The sequence below is a fragment of the Streptomyces sp. NPDC051109 genome, from assembly GCF_044455885.1.
GTDB lineage: Bacteria > Actinomycetota > Actinomycetes > Streptomycetales > Streptomycetaceae > Streptomyces.
In genome coordinates this window covers 221,141-246,671 of sequence record NZ_JBITFF010000010.1, presented here as the reverse complement: position 1 = coordinate 246,671, position 25,531 = coordinate 221,141, and the positions used below count along the sequence as shown (strand labels likewise).

Genomic DNA, 25,531 nt, shown 5'->3' with positions numbered 1-25,531 from the left:
GGCAGGGAGGAGCGCGGCGGCGAGGCCGGCCGCCGCTCCCTGGCCGAGTTCCTGACCCGGGCCGGCGTCCGCGACCGCTACCCGCACTACGATCTGGGCGCGGCCGAGGCCCGGCTGCTGCGCGCCTCCCGGGGGCGGGCCGCGGCGGCGCCCCCGCGCCGCAGGGCCGCGTACGGGTGGAGCGATCCCGCGCGGGACTGCCCGCTCGACTCCGAACGGGCCCGGCGCGACCTCAAGGCCGTCTGCCTGGCCGCCGTGTGCGGCCCGAAGGCGGAGGCCCAGCTCACGGCCTTCACCGAGAGCGGGCACACCGATCTGGCCGGGGCCGCGGTCTTCGGCTGCCTGCTGCACCTGGCCGGACTGCGCGAGGGCGCCCGCTTCTGGTGGCAGTTCGCCGCCGGCTCCGGGCGGGCGCGGACCGCGTCCGCCGCGTACTGCCTCTTCCTCGACCACTCCCGGCGCGGCGAGCACCACGACGCCCGGTTCTGGGCGCGCGAACTGGGCCGGCGCGGCTACCGGCCGAACGGCCGGCGGGATCTGCGCGAGGTCCGGCTGTGCGCGCAGGCCACCGTGTTGCGGTACGTCGACCAGCTCGACGATCCCGATCTGGGCCCGGTGCCGCTGCCCAGGCCCGGACTGCCTTCGGTGCTGGCCGCGTTCCGGCCGACTCCCCCGGCGGCGGAGCCGGAGCGGCCCGCGCCGCGCCGGCACGTGGCGCCGGTGTCCGGGCCGGTCCGTTCCGCCCCGGGTACGGGCGAGGCCATGGCGCAGGCTCGGCGTGCGCTGGCCGTCGTACGGGTCCTCGAAAGGCATCCGCTGGGGGTACGGGCCGCCCAGCTGCGGCGGGAGTCCGGCCTGGCCGAGGCGGAGCTGCGGCCGCTGCTGGCCATGCTGTGCGAGGAGGAGTACGCGTACCGGCCGGGCGCCGGCGTCTTCGCGCGCGGGCCCGCCCTCGACCGGCTCGCCGCGGCCGGATCCGGGGGGCTCGCGGGCCAGCTCCAGCGCACGCTGGCCCTGGCCCGGGACAGCGCGGGCGCGGCGGTGTACCTGAGCCGGTACGCCGAGGGGGAGGTCAGGATCACTCAGATGGCGGACGGTCCGGGGGCTCCGCCGGTGCAGGAGTGGGTGGACTTCAAGGCCGCCGCGCACGCCAGCGCGGTCGGCAAGTGCCTGCTGACCCAGCTCGACGCCGACCGGCGCCGCGACCACGTCGCCCGGTACCGGCCGGCCCGGCTCACCCCGCAGACGATCACCGACAGCCGGGTCCTGTTCACCGCCCTCGACGCGTTGGCTCCGGGGGCCCCGGTGTTCGACCTGCGCGAGTACTCCCCCGGCGTGGTGTGCTCGGCGGTCCCGATCGCGACCGGGGGCTCCGCCGGGAGCCTCGCGCTGTCGCTGCCCGCGACGCACGCCCACCGGCTGCACGAGGCGACGGAGGCCCTGCGCCGCAAGGCCGTCCCCGTACTCCTGGCGCTGCTGCTGTCGGGGGCCATCCCGCCGGACTCCCCGGCCGCCCCGGACGACCCCGACGCGCCCGACGCCGCGACCACCGCACCCGCGCCGAGCCCGTCCGGGATCACCCCGGAAACCCTTCGCCACCTGCGCATGCTGTTCCGCACCCCGCTGACCCGCTCCACGGCTTCGCCCGCCGACCCCCACCTGGTGAGCGACACCGCATCGGAGGCGGCGTACTTCTTCGACCCCCTGCCGGATTCCGACCCGCTCCGCCTGTCCCTACCGATCACTTTCGCCCCGCTCACCCGGGGCGCTCTGCGCACGGCCGAGGGGCTGGTGGTCCTGAGCACCTGACCGGGGCCGTGCGGGTCAAGCCGGGCCGCTGAGGCCCGCCGGTCAGGCCGGGCGGGTCAGGCCCGCCGGTCAGGCGGGACGGGTCAGGCGGGGCGGGTCAGGCGGTCCGCGCCCGAGAGGATCGCGGAGGCCAGTGCCTCCGCGGCCGGCGAGCTCCGCCCGCCCCTCAGCAGCGCGAACTCCACCGATCCGAGGTCCGGCAGCCCCGAAACCCGCACCAGCCCCGGCGGGACGAGACCGCGGGTGTGGGCCATCACCCCCAGCCCGGCCCGGGCCGCCGCGACCAGCCCGCTCAGGCTGCCGCTCGTGCAGGCGATCCGCCAGCCCCGCCCGTCCCGCTCCAGCACCTCCAGCGCCCGGGCCCGGGTGATCCCCGGCGGCGGGAAGACGATCAGCGGGACGGGCCGGTCCGGGTCCACTCGCAGCCCCTCCGCCCCGATCCACACCATCCGGTCACGCCACACCAGCCGGCCCCGTTCGTCCCCCGGACCGCGCCGCTTCGCCAGGACGAGATCGAGCCGCCCCTCGTCGAGCCGTTCGTGCAGGGTCCCGGACAGCTCGACCGACAGCTCCAGGTCCACCTCGGGGTGCTCGTGCCTGAAGCCCTCCAGGATCTCCGGCAGCCGGGTCAGCACGAAGTCCTCCGACGCCCCGAACCGCAGCCTCCCCCGCAGCCGCGTCCCGGTGAAATAGGCCGCCGCCCGCTCGTGCGCCTCCAGAATGGTGCGGGCGAAGCCGAGCAGCGCCTCGCCGTCCTCCGTGAGCTCCACGCTGTGCGTGTCCCGCAGGAAGAGCGGACGCCCCGTCGCCTCCTCCAGCCGCCGTACGTGCTGGCTGACCGTGGACTGCCGGACCCTCAGCCGGCCAGCGGCCTGCGTGAAGCTGAGCGTCTGGGCCACCGTGAGGAAGGTGCGCAGCTGGACCGGGTCGTACATGGCTCCCATGACGCCCATGCTGCCACCGTCATCACGAAGCGCGATGACAGTCAGTGTGGAGTGCAGGTTTCCCGATCACCGCCCCACCCCCCACGATGAAGGGGCCCCCACGAGCCACCGACCGGAGAGCCCCGTACATGCGCCGCCCGCACATACCCTCCCGGCTGCCCCTGGACCCGTGGATCCTGGCCCTCCTCGGCACGGTCGGCCTCGCCGTCCTGCTGCCCGCCCGCGGCCCCGCCGCCTCGGTCGCCGCGGGCGCCGCCACGGGGGCCGTGGCCCTGCTCTTCTTCCTCTACGGCGCCCGGCTCTCCACCCGCGAGGCCCTCGACGGCCTGCGCCACTGGCGGCTCCACCTCACCGTGCTGGCCTGTACGTTCGTACTCTTCCCGGTGCTCGGCCTGGCCGCGCGGGGCCTGGTCCCCACCGTCCTGACGCCCCCGCTCTACAGCGGTCTGCTCTTCCTCTGCCTGGTCCCCTCGACGATCCAGTCCTCGATCGCCTTCACCTCGATCGCCCGCGGCAACGTGCCCGCCGCGATCTGCGCGGGCTCCTTCTCCAGCCTGGCCGGCATCGTCCTGACCCCGCTCCTCGCCGCCGGCCTGCTCGGCGGCAGCGGGGGCGGGTTCTCCCCCGACTCCCTCCTCAAGATCGTCCTTCAGCTCCTGCTGCCCTTCCTGCTGGGCCAGGCCCTGCGCCCCTGGGTCGGCGGTTTCCTGGTCCGGAGGAAAAAGGTCCTCGCCCACGTCGACCGCGGCTCGATCCTGCTCGTCGTGTACTGCGCTTTCGGCGCGGGCGTGGCCGCCGGGGTCTGGCACCGGGTCAGTGCCGCACGCCTGGGCGCGCTGATGGCCGTGGAGGCCGTACTGCTCGCCGTCATGCTGCTGGTGAGCTGGTACGGGGCGAAGCGGCTCGGGTTCGACCGGGCGGACCGGATCGCGATCCAGTTCGCGGGGTCGAAGAAGAGCCTCGCGGCCGGCCTGCCCATGGCCAGCGTGCTGTTCGGGGCCCAGGCGAGCCTCGCGGTGCTGCCGCTGATGCTGTTCCACCAGATGCAGCTGATGGTGTGTGCGGTGCTGGCGCGCCGCCGCGCCCGGGACGCCGAGCCCGCTGCGGCCGAACTGCCCGCAGGACATGTGGTGGAGGTCTCCTCCAAGGCCCAACACCCCGCGCCGCAGGCCCGGTAGCGTGCGGCGGTGACCTGGATACGCCCGCTCGCCGCCCACGCCGAACGCCCCTGCACCCTGGTGGTCTGCCGCGGCTGCTGCTGCGGGGACCCCCGCAAGAACCCCGGCTCGGACCACGCCGGCCAGTTGGCCCGGCTGCGCGAGGCCGCCGCGGCGTCGGGGGGCCGGCTGGCCGTCCGTACGAGCGACTGCCTCGGGCCGTGCGCCCAGGCCAATGTGATCGTGGTCCAGCCCACCACCGAGGCGCGCCGCCGGGGCGCCCGCGCGGCCTGGTTCGGCTGGGCGCTGGACGACACCGCGACCGACGAGGTCATCGCGTGGGCGGAATCGGGTGGTCCGGGCGTCACGCCGATCCCGGCGACCCTGGACCTCCACCGCATCGACCCGCCGAAGCCCGAGGCCAAGGCGAAACCGGCCGCCAAGGGTCGCGGCCGCGCCGCCCGCCGGGGCCGCTGACCGCGGGACCGGCGGACCGGCAGACCGGCAGACCGGCAGACCGGCGGACCGGCGGACCGCTACAGCGTGATCCGCTCCTCGCCCGCGTAGATGTTCATGTTCGGCCCGCGCAGGAAGCCGACCAGCGTCAGGCCCGACTCCAGGGCCAGGTCCACGGCCAGCGAGGACGGGGCCGAAACGGCGGCCAGGACCGGTATGCCCGCCATCACCGCCTTCTGTGCGAGCTCGAACGAGGCCCGGCCCGACACCAGCAGGACCGCGCCGTCCAGCGGGAGGCGTCCGGCCTGGAACGCCCGGCCGATGATCTTGTCCACGGCGTTGTGCCGGCCGACGTCCTCCCGCACGTCCAGCAGCCGGCCCTCCGGCGAGAACAGCCCGGCCGCATGCAGCCCCCCGGTGCGGTCGAACACCTTCTGCGCCGCGCGCAGCCGGTCCGGCAGCTCGCCGAGGAGCTGCGCGGGAATCCGTACGGTGTCGTCGGCCGCGCTCCGCCGGAGCGGGAAGCGGGTCGCCGTGCGCACCGCGTCCAGGCTGGCCTTTCCGCACAGGCCGCAGGAGGAGGTGGTGTAGACGTTCCGTTCGAGCGTGATGTCGGGCAGCGCCACCCCGGGCGCCAGCTGCACGTTGACCACGTTGTACGTGTTGGAGCCGTCCTCCGTGGCGCCCTCGCAGTAGGTCACGGCCCGTACGTCCGATGCGGAGCCGAGTACGCCCTCGCTCACCAGGAAGCCCACGGCCAGCGCGAAATCGTCGCCGGGGGTGCGCATCGTGATGGCCAGCGGCTTGCCGTTCAGCCGTATCTCCAGCGGCTCCTCGGCGACCAGCGTGTCGGGGCGGACCCCGGCGGCCCCGTTGCGTACCCGGATGACACGACGGCGCTCGGTGACCCGTCCCATGGTGATCAGCCCGCCCGTTCTCTCCTCGTCGCGCACTCCGTCGTGCAGCTGACGAGCCCATTCTCGCGGATCGCCGTCGCAGACCGCTCCCGGCAGGAAGATCCTCCGGAATCTCCAAATTAAGGGGCGGTAATCCTGTTGGGTCACGTGCACCTGTACCCACCAGTAGCAGGTCAAGCTGGGTGATCCTGACTTCCTTATAAGGGGGACCCCGCCTATGACCGGTTCACGCGTGGTGGCGCTAGGGCACTACCAGCCCGCGAAAGTGATCACCAACGAGGACCTCGCGGCGATGGTCGACACCAACGACGAGTGGATCCGCTCCCGGGTCGGCATCAAGACCCGGCACATGGCGGGCCCCGACGAACCGGTGGACGAGCTGGCCTTCCACGCCGCGGGCAAGGCCCTCGCCGGCGCCGGACTGACCCCCGACGACATCGACCTCGTCCTGGTGGCCACCTCCACCGCGATCGACCGCTCGCCCAACATGGCCGCCCGCGTCGCGGCCAAGCTGGGCATGGGCGGCAGCCCGGCCGTCATGGACCTCAACGTCGTCTGCTCGGGATTCACCCACGCGCTGGCCACCGCCGACCACGCGATCCGGGCCGGCTCGGCCACCCGCGCCCTGGTCATCGGCGCCGACAAGATGACCGAGATCACCGACTGGACCGACCGGACCACGTGCGTGCTGACCGGCGACGGCGCCGGCGCGGCCGTGGTCGAGGCCTGCGATGATCCCGGCATCGGCCCGGTCCTGTGGGGTTCGGTCCCGGAGATGGGCCACGCGGTCCGCATCGAGGGCTCCCCGCCGGTCTTCGCCCAGGAGGGGCAGTCCGTCTACCGCTGGACCACCAGCCAGCTCCCGGCGCTCGCGCGCAAGGTGTGCGAGAAGGCGGGGATCACCCCCGAGGAGCTGGCCGCCGTCGTCCTGCACCAGGCGAACCTGCGGATCATCGAGCCGCTCGCCGCGAAGATCGGCGCCGTGAACGCGGTCGTCGCCCGCGATGTCGTGGACTCCGGCAACACCTCGGCCGCGAGCATCCCGATGGCGCTCTCGAAGCTGGTCCAGCGCGGCGAGATCCCGACCGGCGCCCCGGTCCTCCTCTTCGGCTTCGGCGGCAACCTCTCGTACGCGGGCCAGGTCATCCGCTGCCCCTAGGGGGTGTCGGGCGGACCGCGGCGGTCGGGGCCCAGCGGGTCTCGGCCCCCAGTGCGCACAGGAGCACGACGACCAGCGCGAGCAGCTGCCAGAGCCCGGCGGTGGTCGCGCCGAGCGGGACCGTGGCCAGTACGAGGACCGTCGCCGCCGCCCGGAAGCGGGCCGGGCCGATCCCGAGCACAGACCGGAAGGCCAGGTCCCCGGCCAGGTAGACGGCGACCCCGCCGGCGAGGACGAGCGCCGGGCCGGTGGCCACCTGCTCGCCCAGGTGCCCGATGGTCCGCGGCAGCGGGCCGGCCCCGATGCCGATCGCGATCACGGACTCGCCGAAGACGATGATCAGCAGCAGTCCGCGCCGCTCCACGAGGTGCTCGGCGCTCATCCCGCCGAGCTGCTCGCCGACGGTGGTGACGTCATCGGCGGACCCGGCCGGCGCCGGCTCCCCGCTCGCCGCGGCCCGCTGCACCAGCTGCGGCACGACGAACCGGATCAGCAGCGCGAGCCGGCCCGAAGGCCGCCCCGCCCGCGCCGAAGGCCGTGGGCACCGCCAGGGCGCACACCAGGAACGCCCCCATGGCCGGGATCAGCAGCAGCCGGCGCACGGTCCGGCCGGGCGGCACCTGGTTGGTCAGGTGCGCGTAGCCCCCGTACATCCAGAACAGCACGGTGAAGATCACCAGTACCTGGCCGGCGCCGCGGAAGCTGACGTCGTCCGCGAGCAGCACCGTCAACTGGGTGATGGTGAAGACGAAGACCAGGTCGAAGAAGAGCTCCAACGTGCTGACACGGTGCTGGGCTTCCATGCGCGACTCATACCAGCATCCGGGTGTCCGTCGGGGTCGTCCGACCTGAGGAGTACGCGGATCCCGCCCGGTGGAAGGACGCGCCGCTCCCCGGCGCGGGCGGAGGATGGGGGGAACGCCGTCAGCCAGCCGCCGAGGGAAGCGAAAGCCCCATGATCCGCAGGTCCGTCATCCTGACCACCGCCGCAGTCGTCTCGGCCGTGGGGCTCGCGGTCGTCGTCGCCCTCCCGGCCGCGGCGGACTGGTACGGGGACCGCCACCAGGAGACGAACGCGTACGCGACGGGAGCCGAGGCGAAGTCGGCCCGGGCCTCGGTCCCGCGCTGGCTGGCGGACGAGGCGGAGTCGGTGCGGTACGCGATGCGGACGACGGGGGGCGACCGCCTCCTGAAGGCGACCCTGCCGGACGACCGGCTCCCGGCGGGGTGCACGGCCGAGCCGCGGCCGAAGGCGCAGGAGGTCCCGCTGAAGGAGGACTGGTTCCCGCGGGACGCCCGGTCGAAGGCCACTGCGCGCTGCGGGCTCTACTACGCGTACATGGACGGCACCACCCTCTACGCGTGGCAGCACAACGACGACTGGCTGCGGGCCGAGCGCGCCGAACCGGCCCGCTGACCGGCGAGACGCGGGGTCTCGCCGACCCGCCGGGGACATGCGTGCAGGTCAGCGAGCGGCCCGGCCCGAATACCTGGTCGGAGGCACGCCGATCCTTTGCTATTGTTGTCCTTGTCGCCGCGGGAAACCGGGGCCGACCACCTAGTCCGGGTGGCGGAATGGCAGACGCGCTAGCTTGAGGTGCTAGTGCCCTTTATCGGGCGTGGGGGTTCAAGTCCCCCCTCGGACACCAGCAGGAACCCCACTCCGGTGGGGTTCCTTTGCGTTTCCGGGCTGCGGCACGACCAGCGGCCCAGCGAATCCCCAGGTCAGACCAGTGATGACAGGTTCGCCTGACGGCCGACCGAGGTCGGCCGTTCCCCTCCCCTTAGAAGTCGTTGTCGTACCGATCAAGGAGCTTGTCGATCGCACGGGGGTCTCGTCCGGGTGATCGCGGTGGGTACCCGGCTAATCGGACCGGTTCGTCGCCGTGGCGACGGCACAGACGGGGTGGGTGCGGGCGGCATAGGAGCGAGCGGCCACGACGAGGCCGATGCCCAGGCCTGCGAATGCCAGGCCGCCGAACTCGACCATCCAGGTGACCCCCGAACTGGTGGTGAACGGCGCGGACGGCTTGATCTCAGGCAGCACGCCGACGGCCATGAGCGGGGCCATGACGATGAGGACGGCTCCGTACATTGCCAGGGGGATGCCAGTCAGCCAGGCCGGGGTCAATGGCAGCAGACGCGGGACCCGTCGTCCGGACAGGATCAGTGTCCAGTGGGGGAACACCTGCCCCCACGCGTGCAGCAGCCCCAGCAGTAGGAAGCCCCCGACCATCGCGGCCAGTACCGTCACGTCGATCCCCACTGAAGCGGCCGCCTTCGACGGTCCCGACGCGCCGAGGCTCGTTGTCCGCTGCCAGGCGCCGGCCGAGACGCCGAGTGCGTCGCCGCCCAGCGTCCAAATGGTCTTGACTCCTGCCCACGGTAGGACTCCGCACATGAGCAGGTAGACCACCCTGCGGGTCCGCTTCGGGGCGAGGGAGACGGTCGGGTGGACGAACGGGCCGTCGCTGGGGCCGGCGTGCGGCCGCCCGCATCGCGGACAGTCGCCGCGCAGCCGTCGGCGGTACGAGAGGCCGACGAGGAGCAGAAGTACGGCGCCGGCCGTGTTCAGCAGCACCTGGGCCAGACCGGTGGCGCTCTCGATCCCCGAGAGCGTCACCAGCGTCACGAAGTAGATCGGCAGTCCATTCGTTCCCACGACGAACACCGGGAGCGTCACGATCAACGCCGTCGCCACCGCAGCCCGGCCGGGCCTGGCAAGTGTCCGGGTACTGGCCAGGCAGGCCCCGCCGGCCAGGAGGGCGAGGGCCGCCAGGAGAAGCTGGACTGCCGGCGCGTACGAGGCGTGCTCCTTCCATGGCACGGTGGTGCCCGCTGACGCCCACGTGACCTCGACAGCGGCGTACAACACACCCCACAATGCGGCGGCCACGGGCGCCCACACGGGCCACCGCCGCCAAATCCGCCCCTGGCTTGCGGTCGGTGTCCTAGGAACGCCGCCTACCTCCGAGTTCGCGGGAAGAGCCACCATGACCTCCGTATAGCCCGATTGCCGACGCTCCAAGACTCCCCGTCACCCGCGCCGATCACGTCCACCCCATGGATCATCCGCCTCCCTCACCCGGGGGAGGCCGGATCGTGAGCGTCAGTCCGGCCGGAGGATCACGGTGCGGTGCCCGGCCAGGTAAGAAGCCGTTGTCGCGCCGACCGAGGAGCCTGTCGATCGAACGGGAGTCTCATTCGGGTGATCGTGGCCGGTGCCCGGACGGACATGTCGGAAGGCGAGTGGGCCCGGGTCCGGCCGCTGCTGCCGGTGCCGGGGTGGCTGCAGGGTCGGGGCGGGCAGCCGGAGGGTCCGAGGTTCTGGCGTCGGTGACGCCGGAGGGCGTCTCGTTCGCGGGGCTTGTACGGCGGGACCGATCCGGTGGTGCGGCATCATGGGCGCACGGGGTCGGAGGGGAAACAACGTGTCGCACGACGGGCCGGACAGCAGCATCGTGATCGCCGGACGGTACCGCCTGGAGAGGCGGTTGGGCCGCGGCGGCATGGGTACCGTCTGGCAGGCCTCCGACGAGCTCCTCGGGCGGCTCGTCGCCGTCAAGGAGCTCCATGTCGACGGAGGCACGGAGAGCAAGGGCGCCCTGCGGGAGGCCCGGACCGTCGCGCAGGTCAGGCATTCGCACGTGGTGGTGGTGCACGACGTGGTGGAGCACGACGGACGGCCCCACATCGTCATGGAACTCGTCGAGGGCGGCTCGCTGGCCGACCGGCTCGCCGGCGACGGGCCGCTGGGTCCCGTCGAGACCGCGAGGATGGGTCTCGACCTGCTCGGAGCCCTGCGCGCGGCGCACGCCCGCGGGGTGCTCCACCGGGACGTCAAGCCGGCCAACGTGCTCCTGGAGGCGGGCACCGGGCGGGTCGTGCTCACCGACTTCGGCATCGCCCGGCTCGCCGGGTCCACCACCATCAGCGAGACCGGCGCGTTCGTCGGTTCGCCCGAGTACACCTCGCCCGAGCGGATGCAGGGAGCGGCCGCGGGACCCGAATCCGACCTGTGGTCGCTCGGGGTCCTGCTCTGCACGGCCCTGACCGGGAAGTCGCCGTTCCACCGCGATTCGCTCGGCGGGGTCCTGCATGCCGTCGTGTCCGCCGAGATCCGGCCGCCGGCGCAGGCCGGGCCGCTGGCCCCGGTCATCCGCGGTCTGCTGGAGCGCCTTCCGCAGCGGCGGATGGAGGCGGCGGAGGCCGAGCGGCTGCTGTCGGCCTACCTGCGCACCGGAGCGGTCCCCGCCGCGGCCGACCGGGCGCCCGGCCCGGGTGCGGAGGCCGCCTCGGCGACCGGGGCCGCGTCCGGCGCGGACGGACCGGACGGACCGGACGCCGTGGTCGGCTACTCGCCTACCGAGCACGTCGTACAGCCGTCCGCACCGGCGTCGCGGCGGACCCGGCCCGCTCTCCGGGCGGGGCTGATCGCCGCGCTGTTCGCCGTCGCGGTCGCCGGGGCCGTGGCCCTCACCTCGCAGTTCGGCGAGCGGTCGGCGGACGGCGCCCGGGGGGCGGCACCCGCCACCGCGTCCGCCTCCGGCCGGGCCTCGTCCTCCCCCGCCCCCGCCCCCGCTTCAGCCGCCGCCGACGCGAAGCCGGCCCGTACGGCGTCAGCTCCCGTGCCCAGGCCCGCGCCCGCCGGGTACCGGACGGTGTCCGACGCCGAGGGCTTCAGCCTCGCCGTACCGAACGGCTTCCAGCGCAGCACCGACGACCAGCGGGTCTTCTACGTGTCCCCGGACGGGGCCTTCCGGATCGGCGTCAAGACGAGCCCCGCGGCCTCCGAGGGGCCGGTCACCGTCATGCGGCTCTCGCACGCGAGCGGCCCGACCACCAACCCGGGCTACCGCGACGGCACGGTCGTACCCACCACGCACAACGGACTGCCCGCCGCCCTCTGGGAGTTCACCTGGAACGGCTTCACCGCTGCCGAAGGCGCCCGGCACACCTTCGACGTCTGCTGGGAGGAGAACGGGCGCATGTACGACGTCTGGGTGTCCGCGCCCGTCGGGCGCCTCCCGGAGGCGCGCAGCCACTTCGACGCGGCACTGGACTCCTTCGTTCCGGGAGGTTAGGGAGAGACCCCGAACCGCCCCGCGCCCCCGGGCGCGGGGCCCCGCGTCCCGTACGGCACGGGATCGGGGCGGCGTTCGGTGTTTCCGGGGTGGCGTTGCGGGGAGTTTCCCTATTCCCGGGCCTGCACACCTCCCTGGGGAGGTCTTGTGGAGGTCTTCGCTCGGTGATCAACCCTGGTGAGGTGTGGGGTAGCGTCGCCGCGCTGCGCGGAGAGGAGCGGGGCATGCGCGAGATCACCGTCCCACCAGTCGTTGTTGCGGCGCCCGTCGGCGGGCTCGCCGACGCCGTGTTCCGCCATGCCCAGGAGGATCCCGGCCGGGTGGTGCTCGGGCGCAAGGTCGACGGGGTCTGGCAGGACGTGAGCTCGGGGGAGCTCGCCGCCGAGGTGCTCGCGCTGGCGAAGGGACTGCTGGCCCAGGGGGTCCGGTTCGGGGAGCGGGTCGCCGTCATGTCCCGGACCAGGTACGAGTGGACCCTGTTCGACTTCGCCCTGTGGGCGATCGGCGCCCAGCCCGTACCCGTCTACCCGACCTCGTCCGTCGAGCAGGTGCACTGGATCCTCCAGGATTCCGACTGCACCGCCTGCGTCGTCGAGGACGAGGACCAGGCCATGACCGTCGGGTCCGTCATCGAGCAGCTGCCGCACCTGCGGCGGCTGTGGCAGCTCGACGCCGGTGCGGTCGACGCGCTCGTCGCGGACGGCCGCGGGGTCGCTGAGGACCTGGTGCACCGGCATCGCGCCGCGGTCACCCCCGACGCCGTCGCCACCGTCATCTACACCTCGGGGACCACCGGGCGCCCCAAGGGCTGCGTGCTCACGCACAGCAACTTCATGTACGAGGCCGACACGATGGTGGCGCGCTGGGAGTCCGTCTTCCAGGCGGGGCCCGGGGAGCAGCCCTCCACCCTGCTGTTCCTGCCGCTCGCCCACGTCTTCGGGCGGATGGTGGAGGTGGCGGCCGTCCGGGCGCGGGTGAAGCTGGGGCACCAGCCGGTACTGGCGGCGGCCGAGTTGCTGCCGGACCTCGCCGCGTTCCGGCCGACGTTCGTGCTGGGGGTCCCGTACGTCTTCGAGAAGGTCTTCGCGGCGGCCCGCCGCAAGGCGGAGGCGGAAGGGCGTACGGGCCCCTTCGACCGGGCGGTCGAGACGGCCGTACGGTACGCGGAGGCGCGCGAGCAGAAGGCGTTCGGGACCGGGCCGGGCCCCTCGGCGGGGCTGCGCATGGAACACCAGCTCTTCGAAAAGCTGGTGTACGGGAAGGTGCGCGAGGCGATGGGCGGCCGGGTACGGCACGCCATGTCGGGCGGGTCCGCGATGTCGCGCCGCCTCGGGCTGTTCTTCGACGGGGCCGGGATCACGGTCTTCGAGGGCTACGGCCTGACCGAGTCCTGCGCGGCGGCCACCGCGAACCCGCCGGGCGCGACGAAGTACGGCACGGTGGGCCGGCCGATCCCGGGCAGTACGGTGCACATCGCCGAGGACGGGGAGGTGTGGCTGCACGGGAGCCACGTGTTCGCCGGGTACCTGAACGACCCGCGCTCCACGGAGGCGGTGCTGCGGGACGGCTGGCTGGCGACCGGGGACCTGGGGCGCCTCGACGAGGACGGTTACCTCACGATCACCGGGCGCAAGAAGGAGATCCTGGTGACGTCCAACGGCAAGAGCGTCTCCCCGACCGCCCTGGAGGAGCGGGTGCGTTCGCATCCGCTGGTCGCGCAGTGCGTCCTGGTCGGCAACGACCGGCCGTACGTGGCGGCCCTGCTCACGCTGGACATGGAGGGGATCGCGCACTGGCTTTCGATGCGCGGGCGCCCGCAGCTGCCGGCGGCGCAGCTGGTCCACGACCCGGATCTGACGGCGGAGGTGCGGCGGGCGGTGGTGGCCGCGAACACGCTGGTCTCGCAGGCCGAGGCGATCCGCACGTTCCGGGTGCTGGCGGAGCAGTTCACGGAGGAACGGGGCCTGCTGACGCCCTCGTTGAAGCTGAAGCGGCGGGCGATCGAGAAGGCGTACGCGCAGGAGGTGGCGGCCCTCTACCAGCCTTGACGCACCCTCCCCCCGTCAACTGACGATCCGTCATTTCTTCTCGTCAGCGATATTGACGAGTCGTCAGGTCACGCACAGAATGCGGGGATTCCGACCGGAGGGGGTCCCACCCGTGCTGCGACCGATCCGCACCCTGGCCGCCGCGGCGGCGGCGCTCGCGCTCGTCTCCGCCTGCAACTCCGCCTCCAGCGGCTCCTCCCCCGGCAAGCCCGGGGCGGCCGGCAACTCCCGCGGCGTGAGCGCCGGCTCGATCAAGGTCGGCGGGATCGTCTCCATGACCTCCGCCAGCGGATACAGCAAGAAGGACACCGACCTCGGCGCGAAGGCCCGCTACCTGAGGGCCAACGCCGAGGGCGGGATCAACGGCCGCAAGATCGACTACCTGGGCGCGGAGGACGACGGGCAGGACCCCGGCAAGAACATGGCCGCCGCCCGCAAACTCGTCCAGCAGGACAAGGTCTTCGCGGTCGCCCCGATGAGCTCGGTCACCTTCTCCGGCGCCGACTTCCTGGAACAGGAGAAGGTCCCCACCTTCGGCTGGGGCACCCTGCCCTCCTTCTGCGGGCCCAAGTACATCTACGGGTTCAACGGCTGCCTGGTCCCCTCGCCCGGCGGCACCCTCAACCAGACGTGGCCCGAGGGCATCGGTCAGCTCCTCGGCGGCGCGCAGGGCAAGTCCGTCGCGGTCATCGCGAACGACAGCGACGCCGGGAAGTTCGGCATCCGCACCTTCCAGCAGGGCTTCGCCGCTGCCGGGTTCGAAGTCGCCTACGCCAAGGCCTCCGTACCCGCCACGGCGGTGCCCAGCGACTGGTCGGCGTACGTGAAGGAGATCCTGGAGAGCAACGGCGGCAGGGCCCCCGACGCCGTCGTCTCGGTCATGCAGACCCCGAACAACATCGGCCTGTTCACCGCACTCAAGCGCAGCGGCTACCAGGGACTGCTCTCCGACCCGACCGACTACGACCCCGGGCTGCTCGCCAAGGACGCGACCAAGCAGGCCCTCGACGGGGTGCACGTCCTGCTGCAGTTCCAGCCGTTCGAGTCGGCGGACCCGCAGATGGCGCAGTTCAAGGCCGACGTCAAGGCGGCCTCGGGCGGGCGGGAAGTCCCCTTGAGCATGCACATGTTGACCGGGTACATGTCGGCCGACCTGTTCGTCTCCATCGCGCAGAAGGCGGGCAAGGAGCTGACCGTCGAGTCCTTCCAGGCCGCCGCGCAGGGCTTCTCCGACACCGGCACGCTCGTCGGCGACCGCTCGGAGCCCAAGGGGCAGAAGGACAGCTTCGGCTGCGGGGCGCTCGTCCAGCTGCGCGGCGGGGCGTACGAGGTCTCCGTACCCTTCTCGTGCCGCCCGCCGATCCCCTTCAAGTAGGGCCGCCGGTATGGGAGATCTGCTCGTCTTCGTGCTGAGCGGCCTGGTCTCCGGCGCCCTGTACGCGCTGCTGGCCACCGGGCTGGTGCTGTCGTACTCGGCGTCCGGACTGTTCAACTTCGCGCACGGGGCCACCGCCTACTTGTGCGCGCTGGCCTTCTACGAGATCCACTCCGGGCTGGGCCGGCCTGCGCCCTGGGCGGCCCTGCTGGTCGTGTGCGTACTGGCCCCCGGGCTCGGATGGGGACTGGACCGGCTGATGTTCCGGCGGCTCGCGCGGGTCGGCGAGACGGCGCAGATCGTGGCCACGATCGGACTGCTGGTGGCCCTGCCGGCGGCCGGGCTGTGGGCCGTTGAGCTGCTGGGGGACGCGGGCGCGCCGGTGAAGCCGGCGGAGAACCAGTTCGGGCTGCCGGGGGTGGGGCCGAGCCCTGCCCGGAGCTGGCAGCTGCTCGACGGGGTGGGCGTCGACTCCGACCAGCTGATCACGTGGGTGGTGACGGCGGTGGTGGCGGTGGGCCTGTGGGTGCTGATGCGGCACACGCGGCTGGGGCTGCAGCTGCGGGCGGCCGTCGACAACCGCTCGCTGACCGAGCTGCGCGGGATCAGCGCCGACCGGCTGTCTTCGGTGGCCTGGATGATCTCGTCCGCGCTGGCGGGGCTGGCCGGGGTGCTGGCGACGCCGCTGCTGGGCCTGTCGGCGCACGACTTCACCCTGTTCCTGTTCGTCTCGGCCACGGCGGCGGTGATCGGGCGGTTCGCGTCCGTGCCGCTCGCGTTCGCGGGCGGGCTGGGGCTGGGGGTGCTGCAGAACCTGGTGGCCGGGTACGCCTCGTTCGCCGAGGGGATCACCGGGTTCCGTACGGCGGTCCCGTTCCTGATCCTGTTCGGGGGCCTGCTGGTGCTGGCCAGGCGGGGGCGGACGGCGGGGACCGCGGCGGGGGACGCGGGCGGCCCGGACGCGGCACCCGCGGACCATCTGGCGGGTGCCTCGTGGGGGCGCCGGTGGGGGGCGTGGGCGGTGGCCGCCGGGGCGTTGGGCGTGGCCTTCTACACCGTCACCACGCCGTTCTGGAGCGGGCTGCTCGCACAAGGGCTGGCCCTCGGGCTGGTGTTCATGTCCTTCACCGTGGTGACCGGGCTCGGGGCGATGGTCTCGCTCGCGCAGGGCACGTTCGTGACCGGGGCCGCGCTGGTGGCGGGGCTCCTGATGAGCCGGGGCTGGCCGTTCGTGGCGGCCCTGGCGGTGGGCACGTGCGTGGCGGCGGCGCTCGGGGCGCTGGTCGCGCTGCCGGCGCTGCGGCTGGGCGGGCGGACGCTGGCCCTGGCGACGCTGGCGCTGGCGTTCCTCGCGGACCAGGTGCTGTTCCAGATGCGGTGGCTGCGGAACGGGGACTCGGGGTGGCCCGTCCCGCGGCCGGTGTTCGGGCCGGTGGACCTCGGCGACGACCGGGCGCTGGGGGTGGCGCTGCTGGTGGTGGTCGCGGTGTGCGGGGCCGGGCTGAGCACGCTGCGGAACTCGCCCTCGGGGCGGGCGATGCTGGCCGTGCGGTCGGCGCCGGCGGCGGCGACGGCCTCGGGGGTTTCCGTCCTGCGGACGAAGCTGCTGCTGTTCACGGTGTCGGCGGGGCTGGCGGGGTTCGGGGGCGTGCTGGTCGCTTCGTACAACACCCGGATCACGGCGACGGATTTCACGGCCATGACGGGGCTGGTGTGGCTGGCGGTGGTGGTGGCGGCGGGGGTCCGGCGGCCGCAGTACGCGGTGGTGGCGGGGGTGGTCTTCGTGGTGGCCCCGCGGGTCCTGGCGGACTACGTGACGGAGTCCGCGCACCTGCCGGTGATCCTGTTCGGGCTGGCGGGGTTGGCCTTGGCCAACGATCCGGACGGGTATTGCGCCGCGCTCCCGGTGCGGTGGGCGAGACGGCGGGCCGGGGCCTCCGGCGGGAGTACGGGGCCTGCCGGGCCGGGGGCGGGGGCGGGACCGGGGGCGGGGTCCGGGTCCGGGTCCGGGTCCGGGTCCGGGTCCGGGTCTGCGGGGCTCTCCCCCGCCCCGCCCCTTCCCGAAACCGGGCCGCGCCCGGAACCCGTGCGGGAGCTCCGCGCCCGTACCCCCGGGCCCCGGACGCCGGGCGGGCCGGGCTCCGCCCTGGAGTTGCGCGGCGTCACCGCCGGGTACGACGGCGGGCTCGTACTGCACGGGGTCGATCTCGCCGTCCGCAAGGGGGAGATCCTCGTCGTGCTCGGGCCGAACGGGGCCGGGAAGAGCACCGCCTGCCGGGTGGCCGCCGGCCTGCTGCCCGCCGAGGGCGGAGCGGTCCTCGTACGGGGGCGCGACGCGACCCGCGACGGGCCCGTGCGGCGGGCCCGTCGCGGGGTGCTGCTGGCCCCCGAGGGGCGCGGGATCTTCCCGGCGCTGACCGTCGAGGAGAACCTCGCGCTGTACCTGCGCGAGGCGGACGCGCGGGCCTGCGTCTACGAGCGCTTCCCCCGGCTCGCCGAGCGGCGCGGGGTGGCCGCCGGGGCCCTGTCCGGCGGCGAGCAGCAGATGCTGGCCCTCGCTCCGCTGCTGCAGCGGCCGCCCGAGGTGCTGATCGCCGACGAGCCGTCGATGGGGCTGGCCCCGAGGGTGGTGGAGGAGGTGTACGCGCTGCTCACCGAGCTCCGGGACGCCGGGACCGCGCTGCTGCTGGTCGAGGAGAAGGCCGCCGGGATCCTCGGGGTCGCCGACACCGTCGCCTACCTCTCCCGGGGCCGGGTCACCTGGTGCGGGCCGCGCGCCGAGGTGGAGGCCGACCGGCTCACCGCGGCCTACCTGGGGAGGGCCACATGACGGCGGCGCCGTACGTACTGGAGGGCACCGGCATCAGCGTCCGGTTCGGCGGCGTGAAGGCGCTGGCCGGGGTGGACCTCGGGGTCCGGGCCGGGGAGGTGTGCGGGCTGATCGGTCCAAACGGGGCCGGCAAGACCACCCTGTTCGACGTCCTGTCCGGGATCCGGCGCCCCGACCGGGGGCGGATGCTGCTCGACGGGGCGGACATCACCCGCCGCTCCCCGGTCTGGCGGGCCCGGCACGGGATGCGCCGGACGTTCCAGCGGCAGCAGTTGTTCGGGCAGCTCAGCGTGGCCGAGAACCTGCTGGTCGCGCAGGAGTGGCGCGGCGGCGGGGGCGGGCTCGCCGCCGACCTCCTCGGAGCGCCGGCGCGGCGCCGTCGGGAGCGGGAACGGCGCGAGCGCGGCGAGCGGGTGCTGGCGTCCTGCGGGATCGGCGCGCTGGGGGCGGCGTACGCGGGCGGGCTGCCGGTCGGTCAGGCCCGCATGGTGGAGCTGGCCCGCGCGGTGGCCGATCCGCCGCGCGTGCTGCTGCTGGACGAGCCGGCGTCCGGGCTGTCGGCGCCCGAGCGGGAGCAGCTCGCGGGGGTCGTCCGCCGGCTGGCCGAGGAGGAGGGCTGCGCGGTGCTGCTGGTGGAGCACGACGTGGCGTTCGTCATGGAGCTCTGTACCCGGGTGGTGGTCCTGGACCTCGGCACCGTCCTCGCCGAGGGCTCGCCCGCCGGGGTCCGGGCCGATCCGCTGGTCCGGGAGGCCTATCTGGGGGCGTCGTGACGGTGTGTCCGGTCGGTGTGCGCCGCGTCGGCCGGAATACCCTCGCCGGGGCGGCCGGTTGTCGCCCTCGTACGCCCCCACGCGCGGACACCCGCACGCCCCAGCCCGTCGAACCGAGGGAACAGCCAGACGTGAACGACGTCCCCGCCATCCGGCTCAACAACGGCACGCTCATGCCCCAGCTCGGGTACGGCGTCTTCCAGGTCCCGGACTCCGAGGCCGCGCAGGCGGTCGGGGCCGCGCTGGAGGCGGGGTACCGGAGCATCGACACGGCGGCCGCCTACCGCAACGAGTCGGGCACCGGCCGGGCGATCGCCGCCTCCGGAGTGCCGCGCGAGGAGCTGTTCGTCACCACCAAGCTGTGGAACGACCGCTCCCGGACCTGGCGGCGCGACGACGTGCTGCGCGCGCTCGACGACTCCCTCGCCAAGCTGGGCCTCGACCACCTCGACCTGTACCTGATCCACTGGCCGCGCCCGATGCGCGACGACTTCCTCACCATCTGGAAGACGTTCGAGGAGATCGCGGAGAGCGGCCGCTCCCGCTCCGTCGGCGTGTCCAACTTCCGTCCCGCCGACCTGGAGCGGCTCGGCGCCGAGAGCGCGCTGGTCCCGGCCGTGAACCAGATCGAGCTGCACCCGCTCTTCCCGCAGGCCGAGCTGCGCGCCCTGCACTCGGAGCTCGGCATCGCCACCGAGGCCTGGTCCCCGCTCGGCCAGGGCAAGGAGCTGCTGGCGCTCCCGGCCGTGGTCGAGACCGCCGCCCGGCACGGGCGCTCCCCCGCCCAGGTGGTGCTGCGCTGGCACCTGCAGCTCGGGAACGTCGTGATCCCGAAGTCGGTGACCCCGTCCCGGATCCGGGAGAACCTGGACGTGTTCGGCTTCGAGCTGGACGCCGACGATCTCGCCGCGCTGGACGCGCTGGGCCGGGGTCCCTCGGCCGGGCGGATCGGGCCGGACCCGGCCGTCTTCGACGTCTGAGCCGCGGATGAGCCCGCCCGACGGGGTCTACCGGATCCGGAACGTCGCCAGCGGCCTGCTGCTGCAGCTGGAGGGCAGCAGCAGGGTGGGGGTGGGGCCGGACGGCCCGCCCGCGCCGCCGGCTGCCCGGCAGTGGCGGATCTCGCCGGTCCACAGCGGCGGCGGGATCGTGCACATCGTCAGCGTGCACAACGACAAGCGGCTGGACGTCGCGAACGCGTCGACGGAGAGCGGCACCCGGGTCCAGGTGTGGCGGGCGAACGCGTTCGGGGCGCAGGAGTGGATCGTCGAGGAGCACCTCGACGATCCCGGGGTGGTGTCCCTGATCGCCTGCATCAGCGGCCTGCCGCTGGAGGCGGACGAGCAGGGCCGGGCCCGCCAGTGCGAGGACACGGACTCGCCCGCCCAGTGGTGGCGGCTGGACCCCGTCTGAGGAGGTGGCGGGCCGCGCCCGCGCGTACGTGTCAGCTCGCGCCGTGGGCGGGGGCGAGGGCCTCGACGCGTTCGGCGAGTGCGAAGTCGGCGCCGGTGACGGCGTCGCCCGCGCTGTGCGTGTTCACGGACACCCGGACCGTGTTGTAGCCGAGGGTGAGGTCGGAGTGGTGGTTCAACTCGTCCTGCACCGAGGCGATGTGGGCGACGAGGGCGCTCGCCGCGAAGTGGGTGCCCACCCGGTACGTGCGGATGATCCGGTCGTCCTCGAAGGCCCAGCCGGGGAGTTCCCGCAACCGGTCCTCGATCTCCTTCTGCGAAAGCGGCTCGTCTGCCATCGGCATGCTCCCTCACCGTTCGGACCCGACTTCTGACGTGGAGTCAAGGTTCCCACAGCGCGCGCCGGGGGGAAGGTTTCGCGCCATAGTGCGTGCGGGTACTTCCGCGCCTTCCGGGTCGGGGGCGCCACCCCTATGCTCCTGCGCCGGACGTGACTGTTACCACCGGTAACGCACAGCTGGACGAACACGTCCCGGACGGAGGGCTTCCCCATGGCGCGCACGGGCAGTTCGAGACGTACGTTCATCGCGGGCGCGGGGGCGGCGGCCACCGCGGGGGCGCTGGCAGCCACCGGGGCCCTGGCCGCCCCCGCCCGGGCCCAGACCACCTCCGCGCAGGCCTTGACCGGGTCCCCGGGAACCCCCGGCCGCCGGGTCGCGGTCCTCGGCGGCGGGGTCGCCGGACTCACCGCCGCACACGAACTCACCGAGCGCGGCTACGCCGTCACCGTGTACGAGCGCCGCGCGCTCGGCGGCAAGGCCCGCAGCATGGACGTCCCCGGCAGCGCCCGCGGCGGCCGCCGGCCGCTGCCCGCCGAGCACGGCTTCCGCTTCATCCCGGGCATCTACCACAACCTGCCCGACACCATGCGGCGCATCCCGTTCCCCGGCAACGCCAACGGCGTGTGGGACAACCTCGTCGCCCCGCCCGAGATGATGTTCGCCCGGGCCGCCGGCCGCGAAGACCTGCGCGCCCCCATCCCCTGGCCCGGCCACTCCGCCGCCGCGCTGACGCCCGACGAGATCCGCCGCGCCCTGACCGGCATCCTCCAGTCGCTGGTCCGGCTGCCGCCGCACGAGACCGCGTACTTCGTCGACCGCGTGCTGGTCTTCCTCACCAGCTGCGACGAGCGCCGCGAGCAGGTCTGGGAGAACACCCCCTGGTGGGAGTTCGTGCGGGCCGCGCAGATGTCGAACGAGTACCAGCGCATCCTCGCCGTCGGCATCACCCGCAACATCGTCGCGACCAAGGCCGAGGAGGCCTCCACCCGCACCGTCGGCACCCTGGGCGAGGCCTTCGTCTTCAACGCCCTCGGCCGCGGTGCGGACGGCCCGCCGGACCGGATCCTCAACCTGCCGACGAACGAGGCCTGGATCGACCCCTGGGAAGCTCATCTGCGCACCCTCGGAGTGGAGTTCGAAATCGGCTGGACGGTGCAGGAGGTGCAGTACGGGAACGGCCGGGTGAGCGGGGTCGCCGTCCTGGACCCGGCCGGGGCCCGGCAGACCGTCACCGCCGACCATTACGTCAGCGCGCTGCCGGTCGAGCACGCCCGGCGCACCTGGAGCGCCGGACTGCGGGCCGCGGACCCGATGCTGGGCCGCTGCGACCGGCTGGAGACCGACTGGATGACCGGAATCCAGTTCTACCTCACCGAGCGCGCACCCCTCGTCCACGGACACCTCAACTGCATCGACTCGCCCTGGTCGCTGACGGCGATCCAGCAGGCCGAGCACTGGCCGGCCCGCGACTTCCCGGCCGACTACGGGGACGGGACGGCGGTGGACTGCCTGTCGGTGGACATCTCGGACTGGGACAAGCCGGGCATCCTGTACGGGAAAACGGCCAAGCAGTGCACCCGCGACGAGGTGGCGCGCGAGGTGTGGGCGCAGCTGAAGGCCTCCCTCAACGACACCGGGAAGACACTGCTGACGGACCGCACCCTGCACTCCTGGTTCCTGGACCCGGGGGTGGACGGGCTGGGCACCCCGAACCCGACCAACCAGGACCAGCTGCTGATCCACCCCACCGGCACCTTCCACAACCGGCCGAGCGCGGACACCCGCATCCCCAACTTCTTCCTCAGCGGGGACTACGTGGCCGTCGACATCGACCTCGCGACGATGGAGGGCGCCAACGCCTCGGCCCGGGCCGCCGTCAACGCCCTGCTGGAGCGGGACGGTTCGACGGCGCCGCGGTGCGCGGTCCTGCCGATGTACCGGGCCCCTGAGGTGGAGTCCTTCAAGCGCCAGGACCTGTGGCGGTACCGGCTCGGCCTGCGCAACGTCTTCGACCTGGGCTGAGCCGCCGCGTACCTCCGCTCGGCTAACGTCGTGCGCATGACCTCGACCCCGTCCCTCGGAGCCCTGCTGCGCACCTGGCGGGAGCGGCGCGGCATCAGCCAGCTGGAGCTGGCGGGCCGCGCCGACTCCTCGTCCCGGCACATCAGCTTCATCGAGACCGGCCGGTCCCGGCCGAGCAAGGAGATGGTCCTGCGGCTCGCGGACCACCTGGACGTTCCGGTCCGCGAGCGCAACGCGCTGCTGCTCGCGGCGGGTTACGCCCCGCACTACGCGCAGACCCCGCTGGACGACCCGTCGATGGGGACGCTGCGCGAGGGCCTGGAGCGGCTGCTGACCGGCTACGAGCCGTATCCGGCGCTGATCGTGGACGCCGTGTACGACGTCGTCGCAGCCAACCGCGGCATCGCGATGCTGCTCGACGGGCTGCCCGAACACCTGCTGGTCCCGCCGCTGAACGCCATGCGGATCACCCTGCACCCGCAGGGCCTGGCCCCGCGGATCCGCAACCTCGGGGAGTGGCGCGGGCACCTGCTGGCCCAGATGGAGCGGCAGATCGCGCTGTCCCGCTCGGCGCCGCTGCGCGCGCTGCACGAGGAGGTGTCCGGGTATCCGGTGGACACCGGGGCGCAGCTCGCCGGGGCCGGGCCCGGGACCGGGCCCGGCGAGGGCGCCGCGTACATCGCGCTGCCGCTGCTGATCGAGCACGACGGACAGCTGCTGTCGTTCGTGTCCTCGATCGCGACGTTCAACACGCCGATGGACGTGACCGTCGCCGAGCTCGCCATCGAGACGCTGCTCCCGGCCGACCCGGCGACGGCGAAGTACCTGCGCTCACTGGGGCCCTGAGGCCCCCGCCCGCAGCGCCAACTGCTGGACGAGGGCGAAGGCGCCGACCACGAGGGCCTGCGCCGGGATCCACACCAGGCCGGCGGTGGTGGGGGCGTCCCAGAGGAAGAGCGATACGAGGCTGAGGGCGGCCCAGGCCCAGTTGGCCTCGATGACGAACTTCACCGCGGGGACCGGCGGCCGGCGGCGGGAGGCCAGCCAGCCGACGCCGGCCCCGTAGAGGGTCAGGAACAGGCCGAGTTCGAGCAGGGCGCCCTGCCCGACGCCGAGCAGCCGGCCGAGCGGGGCGCAGAAGGCGGCGTACGCGAGGCCGTTCCCGGTGGTGACCACGCTGTCGAGGGCGAGGAACCGGCGCAGCGCGGTCTGCGGGACGGTGGTGCGGGCGATGCTGCCGAGCAGGGTCGCGGACATGGCGGATCATCCTCCGTCGGAGTCGGGTTTCAGGGGAGTCGGGATGCGCGGGAGTTCGGGAGCCGGGTTCCGGGGCCGAGTGCGCGGCCCCGGAACCCGCTGATCCCACTGTGCGGCCTGCCTCCGCCGCGGTCGATTACCTCCGAGGTCATGCCGGTTCCGGTGGGTGTGGCGGCGCGCGCGGCGTGCCAACCTTCTTTGACTCACATCGCAAGAAACGTTGGGATTCTCCTGTTTCGGCGAGGGGCGGAGGGCTACGCTGCACCCAGCCGAAGCCCTCGAACGTCCTCTCGACATACGGAGAACCTCACGGTGCCAGCCGCCGACCGACCCGACCTGGCCTCCACCTGGGCCCGCGTCGCGGCGTTGGCCGAGCGGAGCGGCCGGGACCCGGCCGAGGTGCTGTGCCCGGAGCGGCTGAGCCGGCTGTGCGGGGTCGAACCCGCGCTCATTCCGCAGGTCGTGGCCGGGACCGCACCCGAAGTACCCCTGTGCCTGCGGGTGCACCAGCGCTTCCTGCGGCTGCGGGCCACCCGCCGCGACAAGCACGGCCGGGAGTGGTCGCTGGCCGCCATCGCGGAGGACTTCCAGGCACCCGGCGCCTCCCTCGGCCCCCTCAACGCGGGCACCGGACTGCCGCGGCTGGGCCACGCGGCGGGCGTCCAGCGGTTCTTCGGGGTCTACGCCGGCTTCCTCCTCGCGGACAGCCAGTGCGCGGTGGAGCACGCCCTCGCCACCGCGGGCCCCGACGCCGCGGCGGACCTCGGACACCTCTCGTACCTGACGGGCATGGACCCGCAGGACATCCGGCTCACCCTCGACGGCAGACCGCCCCGGCTGTCGCTGAAGGAGCAGGTCCGCCGGCGGTTCGAGCACCTGCGGCGCACCCGGCTGCGCGCGGACGGCCAGGCCCACTCCCTCGCCGCCATCGCCCACTCCTTCCACGCGTCGGGGCAGTCGCTCACCCGCCTCGCGCGCGGCGAGGGCCTGCCCAACCTCGCGGCGGCCGCCGGGATCCAGCGCTTCTACGGGGTCGACGGCGGCTTCCTGCTGGCCGACGACACCGAGGCGCTCGCCACGGCCCTCGCCGGGATCGAGCACGAGCTGGAAACCGCCGAGCGCAGCACGGAAAACCCGATGCTGGCCGTCCTGCGGGCGCACGATGTACGGAGCATCGTCACGCGCGCCGGGCGGCTCTCCCCGGCGGGCTGGAAGTCGCTGGCCGACCACCTCGACGACCTGCTGGCACGCGAGGGACAGCTGACGCACGAGAGCCCGGGCCGCACGGCGGTGCCGGACGACCGGAAGGCTGCCGAGGGGGAAGCGCCATGAGGACGACACGGACCATGCGGAAACTCGGCGGAGATCTGCTGGCGGAAGCGCGCCTGGCGCGGCCGGCCGATGCCGCCGAGATCATCGGGAGCCTGTGCGCCGCGTACGGCCGCAGGCGCGGCGGCCGGCCGGTGGAGTTCCGGTTCGCCGGGTTCCCGCCCGACACGGCCAGCGGGCTGTGGCTGGAGATGGAAGAGCGCGACCTGCTCGTCATCGAGGAGCGCACCCGCCCCGAGCACCAACTCGTGATCGCCTGCCACGAGTTATGGCACCTGGAGGAAGGCACCTGCGACAGCCACGGCCCGGGCATGGCCGTGGCGGCCCGTCTCACCGGAGACCGGGGCGACCTCGCGGAGCTGCTCCACTCGGAGACCGGACTGGGCAGCGTGGTCCGGCAGGCGGCCGCTCGCGCCGACCGGGAGGATCCGGCGGAGATCCGGGCCGAGACCTTCGGCCTGTACCTCGGCCAAGTCCTCAAGGCGTACCTGCCGGGGCCCCGCGAGGAGCGGTTCCCCGAGGCGATCGAGCGCATCAAGACCTCGCTCGGCTGGGGCCGTTGAGTGCACGCCCCCGCGGCGTACCGATGACGCCCCGGTGACGCGCCTCCCCCTCCCG

General features: G+C 73.6%; 22 protein-coding genes, 1 tRNA gene and 1 pseudogene. 17 read left to right on the top strand and 7 right to left on the bottom strand.

The features are described 5' to 3' along the window. Window positions 1-762: 762 nt before the first annotated feature. Window positions 763-1,482 (top strand): annotated as a pseudogene (locus ACIBAD_RS20680) (IclR family transcriptional regulator C-terminal domain-containing protein); the annotation flags it as partial. 410 nt (window positions 1,483-1,892) lie between these two features. Here the strand turns inward: ACIBAD_RS20680 and ACIBAD_RS20675 are convergent. Then, window positions 1,893-2,744: a LysR substrate-binding domain-containing protein gene (locus tag ACIBAD_RS20675; RefSeq protein ID WP_134074295.1), complete on the bottom strand. Its 852-nt coding sequence runs from the start codon at window positions 2,742-2,744 to the stop codon at window positions 1,893-1,895. Window positions 2,745-2,881: 137 nt separating this feature from the next. Between ACIBAD_RS20675 and ACIBAD_RS20670 the strand changes: the two genes are divergently transcribed. Continuing rightward, entirely contained in the window at window positions 2,882-3,931 is a 1,050-nt protein-coding gene (locus ACIBAD_RS20670) for a bile acid:sodium symporter family protein (protein WP_134069883.1), read from the top strand. Window positions 3,932-3,940: 9 nt separating this feature from the next. Further along, a complete protein-coding gene (locus ACIBAD_RS20665) occupies window positions 3,941-4,387 on the top strand; it encodes a (2Fe-2S) ferredoxin domain-containing protein (RefSeq protein WP_208328955.1) in 447 nt (148 codons plus the stop codon). A 59-nt stretch (window positions 4,388-4,446) separates the two neighbouring features. Here ACIBAD_RS20665 and fdhD read toward each other — a convergent pair whose 3' ends face one another. Beyond that, window positions 4,447-5,283 (bottom strand): formate dehydrogenase accessory sulfurtransferase FdhD, encoded by an 837-nt coding sequence (gene fdhD / locus ACIBAD_RS20660; RefSeq protein ID WP_398907997.1) that lies wholly within the window; start codon window positions 5,281-5,283, stop codon window positions 4,447-4,449. Window positions 5,284-5,500: 217 nt separating this feature from the next. Between fdhD and ACIBAD_RS20655 the strand changes: the two genes are divergently transcribed. Next, complete coding sequence (locus tag ACIBAD_RS20655; RefSeq protein WP_134069885.1) at window positions 5,501-6,442, top strand: beta-ketoacyl-ACP synthase III; 942 nt, start codon at window positions 5,501-5,503, stop codon at window positions 6,440-6,442. On the opposite strand, the gene ACIBAD_RS20650 is transcribed toward ACIBAD_RS20655, so the two are convergent. Together ACIBAD_RS20650 and ACIBAD_RS20645 are read right to left on the bottom strand one after the other, a co-directional pair. Then, window positions 6,426-6,920 carry a hypothetical protein gene (locus tag ACIBAD_RS20650; RefSeq protein WP_398907977.1) on the bottom strand — a complete coding sequence of 165 codons (495 nt, stop codon included), beginning with the start codon at window positions 6,918-6,920 and terminating at the stop codon, window positions 6,426-6,428. The genes ACIBAD_RS20655 and ACIBAD_RS20650 overlap by 17 nt on opposite strands. Continuing rightward, window positions 6,856-7,245: a low temperature requirement protein A gene (locus ACIBAD_RS20645; protein WP_398907976.1), complete on the bottom strand. Its 390-nt coding sequence runs from the start codon at window positions 7,243-7,245 to the stop codon at window positions 6,856-6,858. Before ACIBAD_RS20645 ends, ACIBAD_RS20650 begins: the two co-directional genes overlap by 65 nt. Before the next feature lie 152 nt (window positions 7,246-7,397). Here ACIBAD_RS20645 and ACIBAD_RS20640 point away from each other — a divergent pair, with 152 nt between their 5' ends. Then, window positions 7,398-7,859 carry a hypothetical protein gene (locus tag ACIBAD_RS20640; protein WP_398907975.1) on the top strand — a complete coding sequence of 154 codons (462 nt, stop codon included), beginning with the start codon at window positions 7,398-7,400 and terminating at the stop codon, window positions 7,857-7,859. Window positions 7,860-8,003: 144 nt separating this feature from the next. Beyond that, window positions 8,004-8,091: transfer RNA gene (locus tag ACIBAD_RS20635), tRNA-Leu, on the top strand. A gap of 215 nt (window positions 8,092-8,306) precedes the next feature. Here ACIBAD_RS20635 and ACIBAD_RS20630 read toward each other — a convergent pair. Continuing rightward, complete coding sequence (locus ACIBAD_RS20630) at window positions 8,307-9,317, bottom strand: hypothetical protein (protein WP_134069893.1); 1,011 nt, start codon at window positions 9,315-9,317, stop codon at window positions 8,307-8,309. Window positions 9,318-9,843: 526 nt separating this feature from the next. Between ACIBAD_RS20630 and ACIBAD_RS20625 the strand changes: the two genes are divergently transcribed. From ACIBAD_RS20625 to ACIBAD_RS20595, 7 genes are all read left to right on the top strand, one after another. Further along, complete coding sequence (locus ACIBAD_RS20625) at window positions 9,844-11,526, top strand: serine/threonine-protein kinase (RefSeq protein ID WP_398907974.1); 1,683 nt, start codon at window positions 9,844-9,846, stop codon at window positions 11,524-11,526. A 224-nt stretch (window positions 11,527-11,750) separates the two neighbouring features. Then, entirely contained in the window at window positions 11,751-13,574 is a 1,824-nt protein-coding gene (locus ACIBAD_RS20620; protein ID WP_398907973.1) for an AMP-dependent synthetase/ligase, read from the top strand. A gap of 112 nt (window positions 13,575-13,686) precedes the next feature. Continuing rightward, window positions 13,687-14,949, top strand: coding sequence for an ABC transporter substrate-binding protein (locus tag ACIBAD_RS20615; RefSeq protein ID WP_208328956.1), 1,263 nt, complete (start codon window positions 13,687-13,689; stop codon window positions 14,947-14,949). Window positions 14,950-14,959: 10 nt separating this feature from the next. Then, window positions 14,960-17,779, top strand: a complete 2,820-nt coding sequence (locus ACIBAD_RS20610; protein ID WP_398907972.1) for an ATP-binding cassette domain-containing protein — start codon at window positions 14,960-14,962, stop codon at window positions 17,777-17,779. Continuing rightward, a complete protein-coding gene (locus ACIBAD_RS20605) occupies window positions 17,776-18,552 on the top strand; it encodes an ATP-binding cassette domain-containing protein (protein ID WP_134069902.1) in 777 nt (258 codons plus the stop codon). The genes ACIBAD_RS20610 and ACIBAD_RS20605 overlap by 4 nt, the downstream gene beginning before the upstream one ends. A 131-nt stretch (window positions 18,553-18,683) precedes the next feature. Further along, window positions 18,684-19,532 (top strand): aldo/keto reductase, encoded by an 849-nt coding sequence (locus ACIBAD_RS20600; protein ID WP_134069904.1) that lies wholly within the window; start codon window positions 18,684-18,686, stop codon window positions 19,530-19,532. A gap of 7 nt (window positions 19,533-19,539) precedes the next feature. After that, window positions 19,540-19,965: an RICIN domain-containing protein gene (locus tag ACIBAD_RS20595; RefSeq protein ID WP_134069907.1), complete on the top strand. Its 426-nt coding sequence runs from the start codon at window positions 19,540-19,542 to the stop codon at window positions 19,963-19,965. A 31-nt stretch (window positions 19,966-19,996) separates the two neighbouring features. On the opposite strand, the gene ACIBAD_RS20590 is transcribed toward ACIBAD_RS20595, so the two are convergent. Then, window positions 19,997-20,302: a 4a-hydroxytetrahydrobiopterin dehydratase gene (locus tag ACIBAD_RS20590; RefSeq protein WP_053689636.1), complete on the bottom strand. Its 306-nt coding sequence runs from the start codon at window positions 20,300-20,302 to the stop codon at window positions 19,997-19,999. Window positions 20,303-20,515: 213 nt separating this feature from the next. Between ACIBAD_RS20590 and ACIBAD_RS20585 the strand changes: the two genes are divergently transcribed. Together ACIBAD_RS20585 and ACIBAD_RS20580 are read left to right on the top strand one after the other, a co-directional pair. Further along, window positions 20,516-22,327, top strand: a complete 1,812-nt coding sequence (locus ACIBAD_RS20585; protein WP_398907970.1) for an FAD-dependent oxidoreductase — start codon at window positions 20,516-20,518, stop codon at window positions 22,325-22,327. Window positions 22,328-22,363: 36 nt separating this feature from the next. Then, the gene (locus ACIBAD_RS20580) at window positions 22,364-23,173 is read left to right on the top strand and encodes a helix-turn-helix domain-containing protein (protein WP_398907969.1); all 810 of its coding nucleotides are present in this window, start codon (window positions 22,364-22,366) and stop codon (window positions 23,171-23,173) included. Here ACIBAD_RS20580 and ACIBAD_RS20575 read toward each other — a convergent pair. Next, complete coding sequence (locus ACIBAD_RS20575) at window positions 23,159-23,584, bottom strand: hypothetical protein (protein WP_134069911.1); 426 nt, start codon at window positions 23,582-23,584, stop codon at window positions 23,159-23,161. The two genes, ACIBAD_RS20580 and ACIBAD_RS20575, sit on opposite strands and share 15 nt — an antisense overlap. Window positions 23,585-23,896: 312 nt before the next feature. Here ACIBAD_RS20575 and ACIBAD_RS20570 point away from each other — a divergent pair, with 312 nt between their 5' ends. Together ACIBAD_RS20570 and ACIBAD_RS20565 are read left to right on the top strand one after the other, a co-directional pair. Further along, complete coding sequence (locus tag ACIBAD_RS20570; RefSeq protein ID WP_398907968.1) at window positions 23,897-24,916, top strand: hypothetical protein; 1,020 nt, start codon at window positions 23,897-23,899, stop codon at window positions 24,914-24,916. After that, the gene (locus tag ACIBAD_RS20565) at window positions 24,913-25,476 is read left to right on the top strand and encodes a toxin-antitoxin system, toxin component (protein ID WP_234318138.1); all 564 of its coding nucleotides are present in this window, start codon (window positions 24,913-24,915) and stop codon (window positions 25,474-25,476) included. The genes ACIBAD_RS20570 and ACIBAD_RS20565 overlap by 4 nt, the downstream gene beginning before the upstream one ends. Window positions 25,477-25,531: the final 55 nt, after the last annotated feature.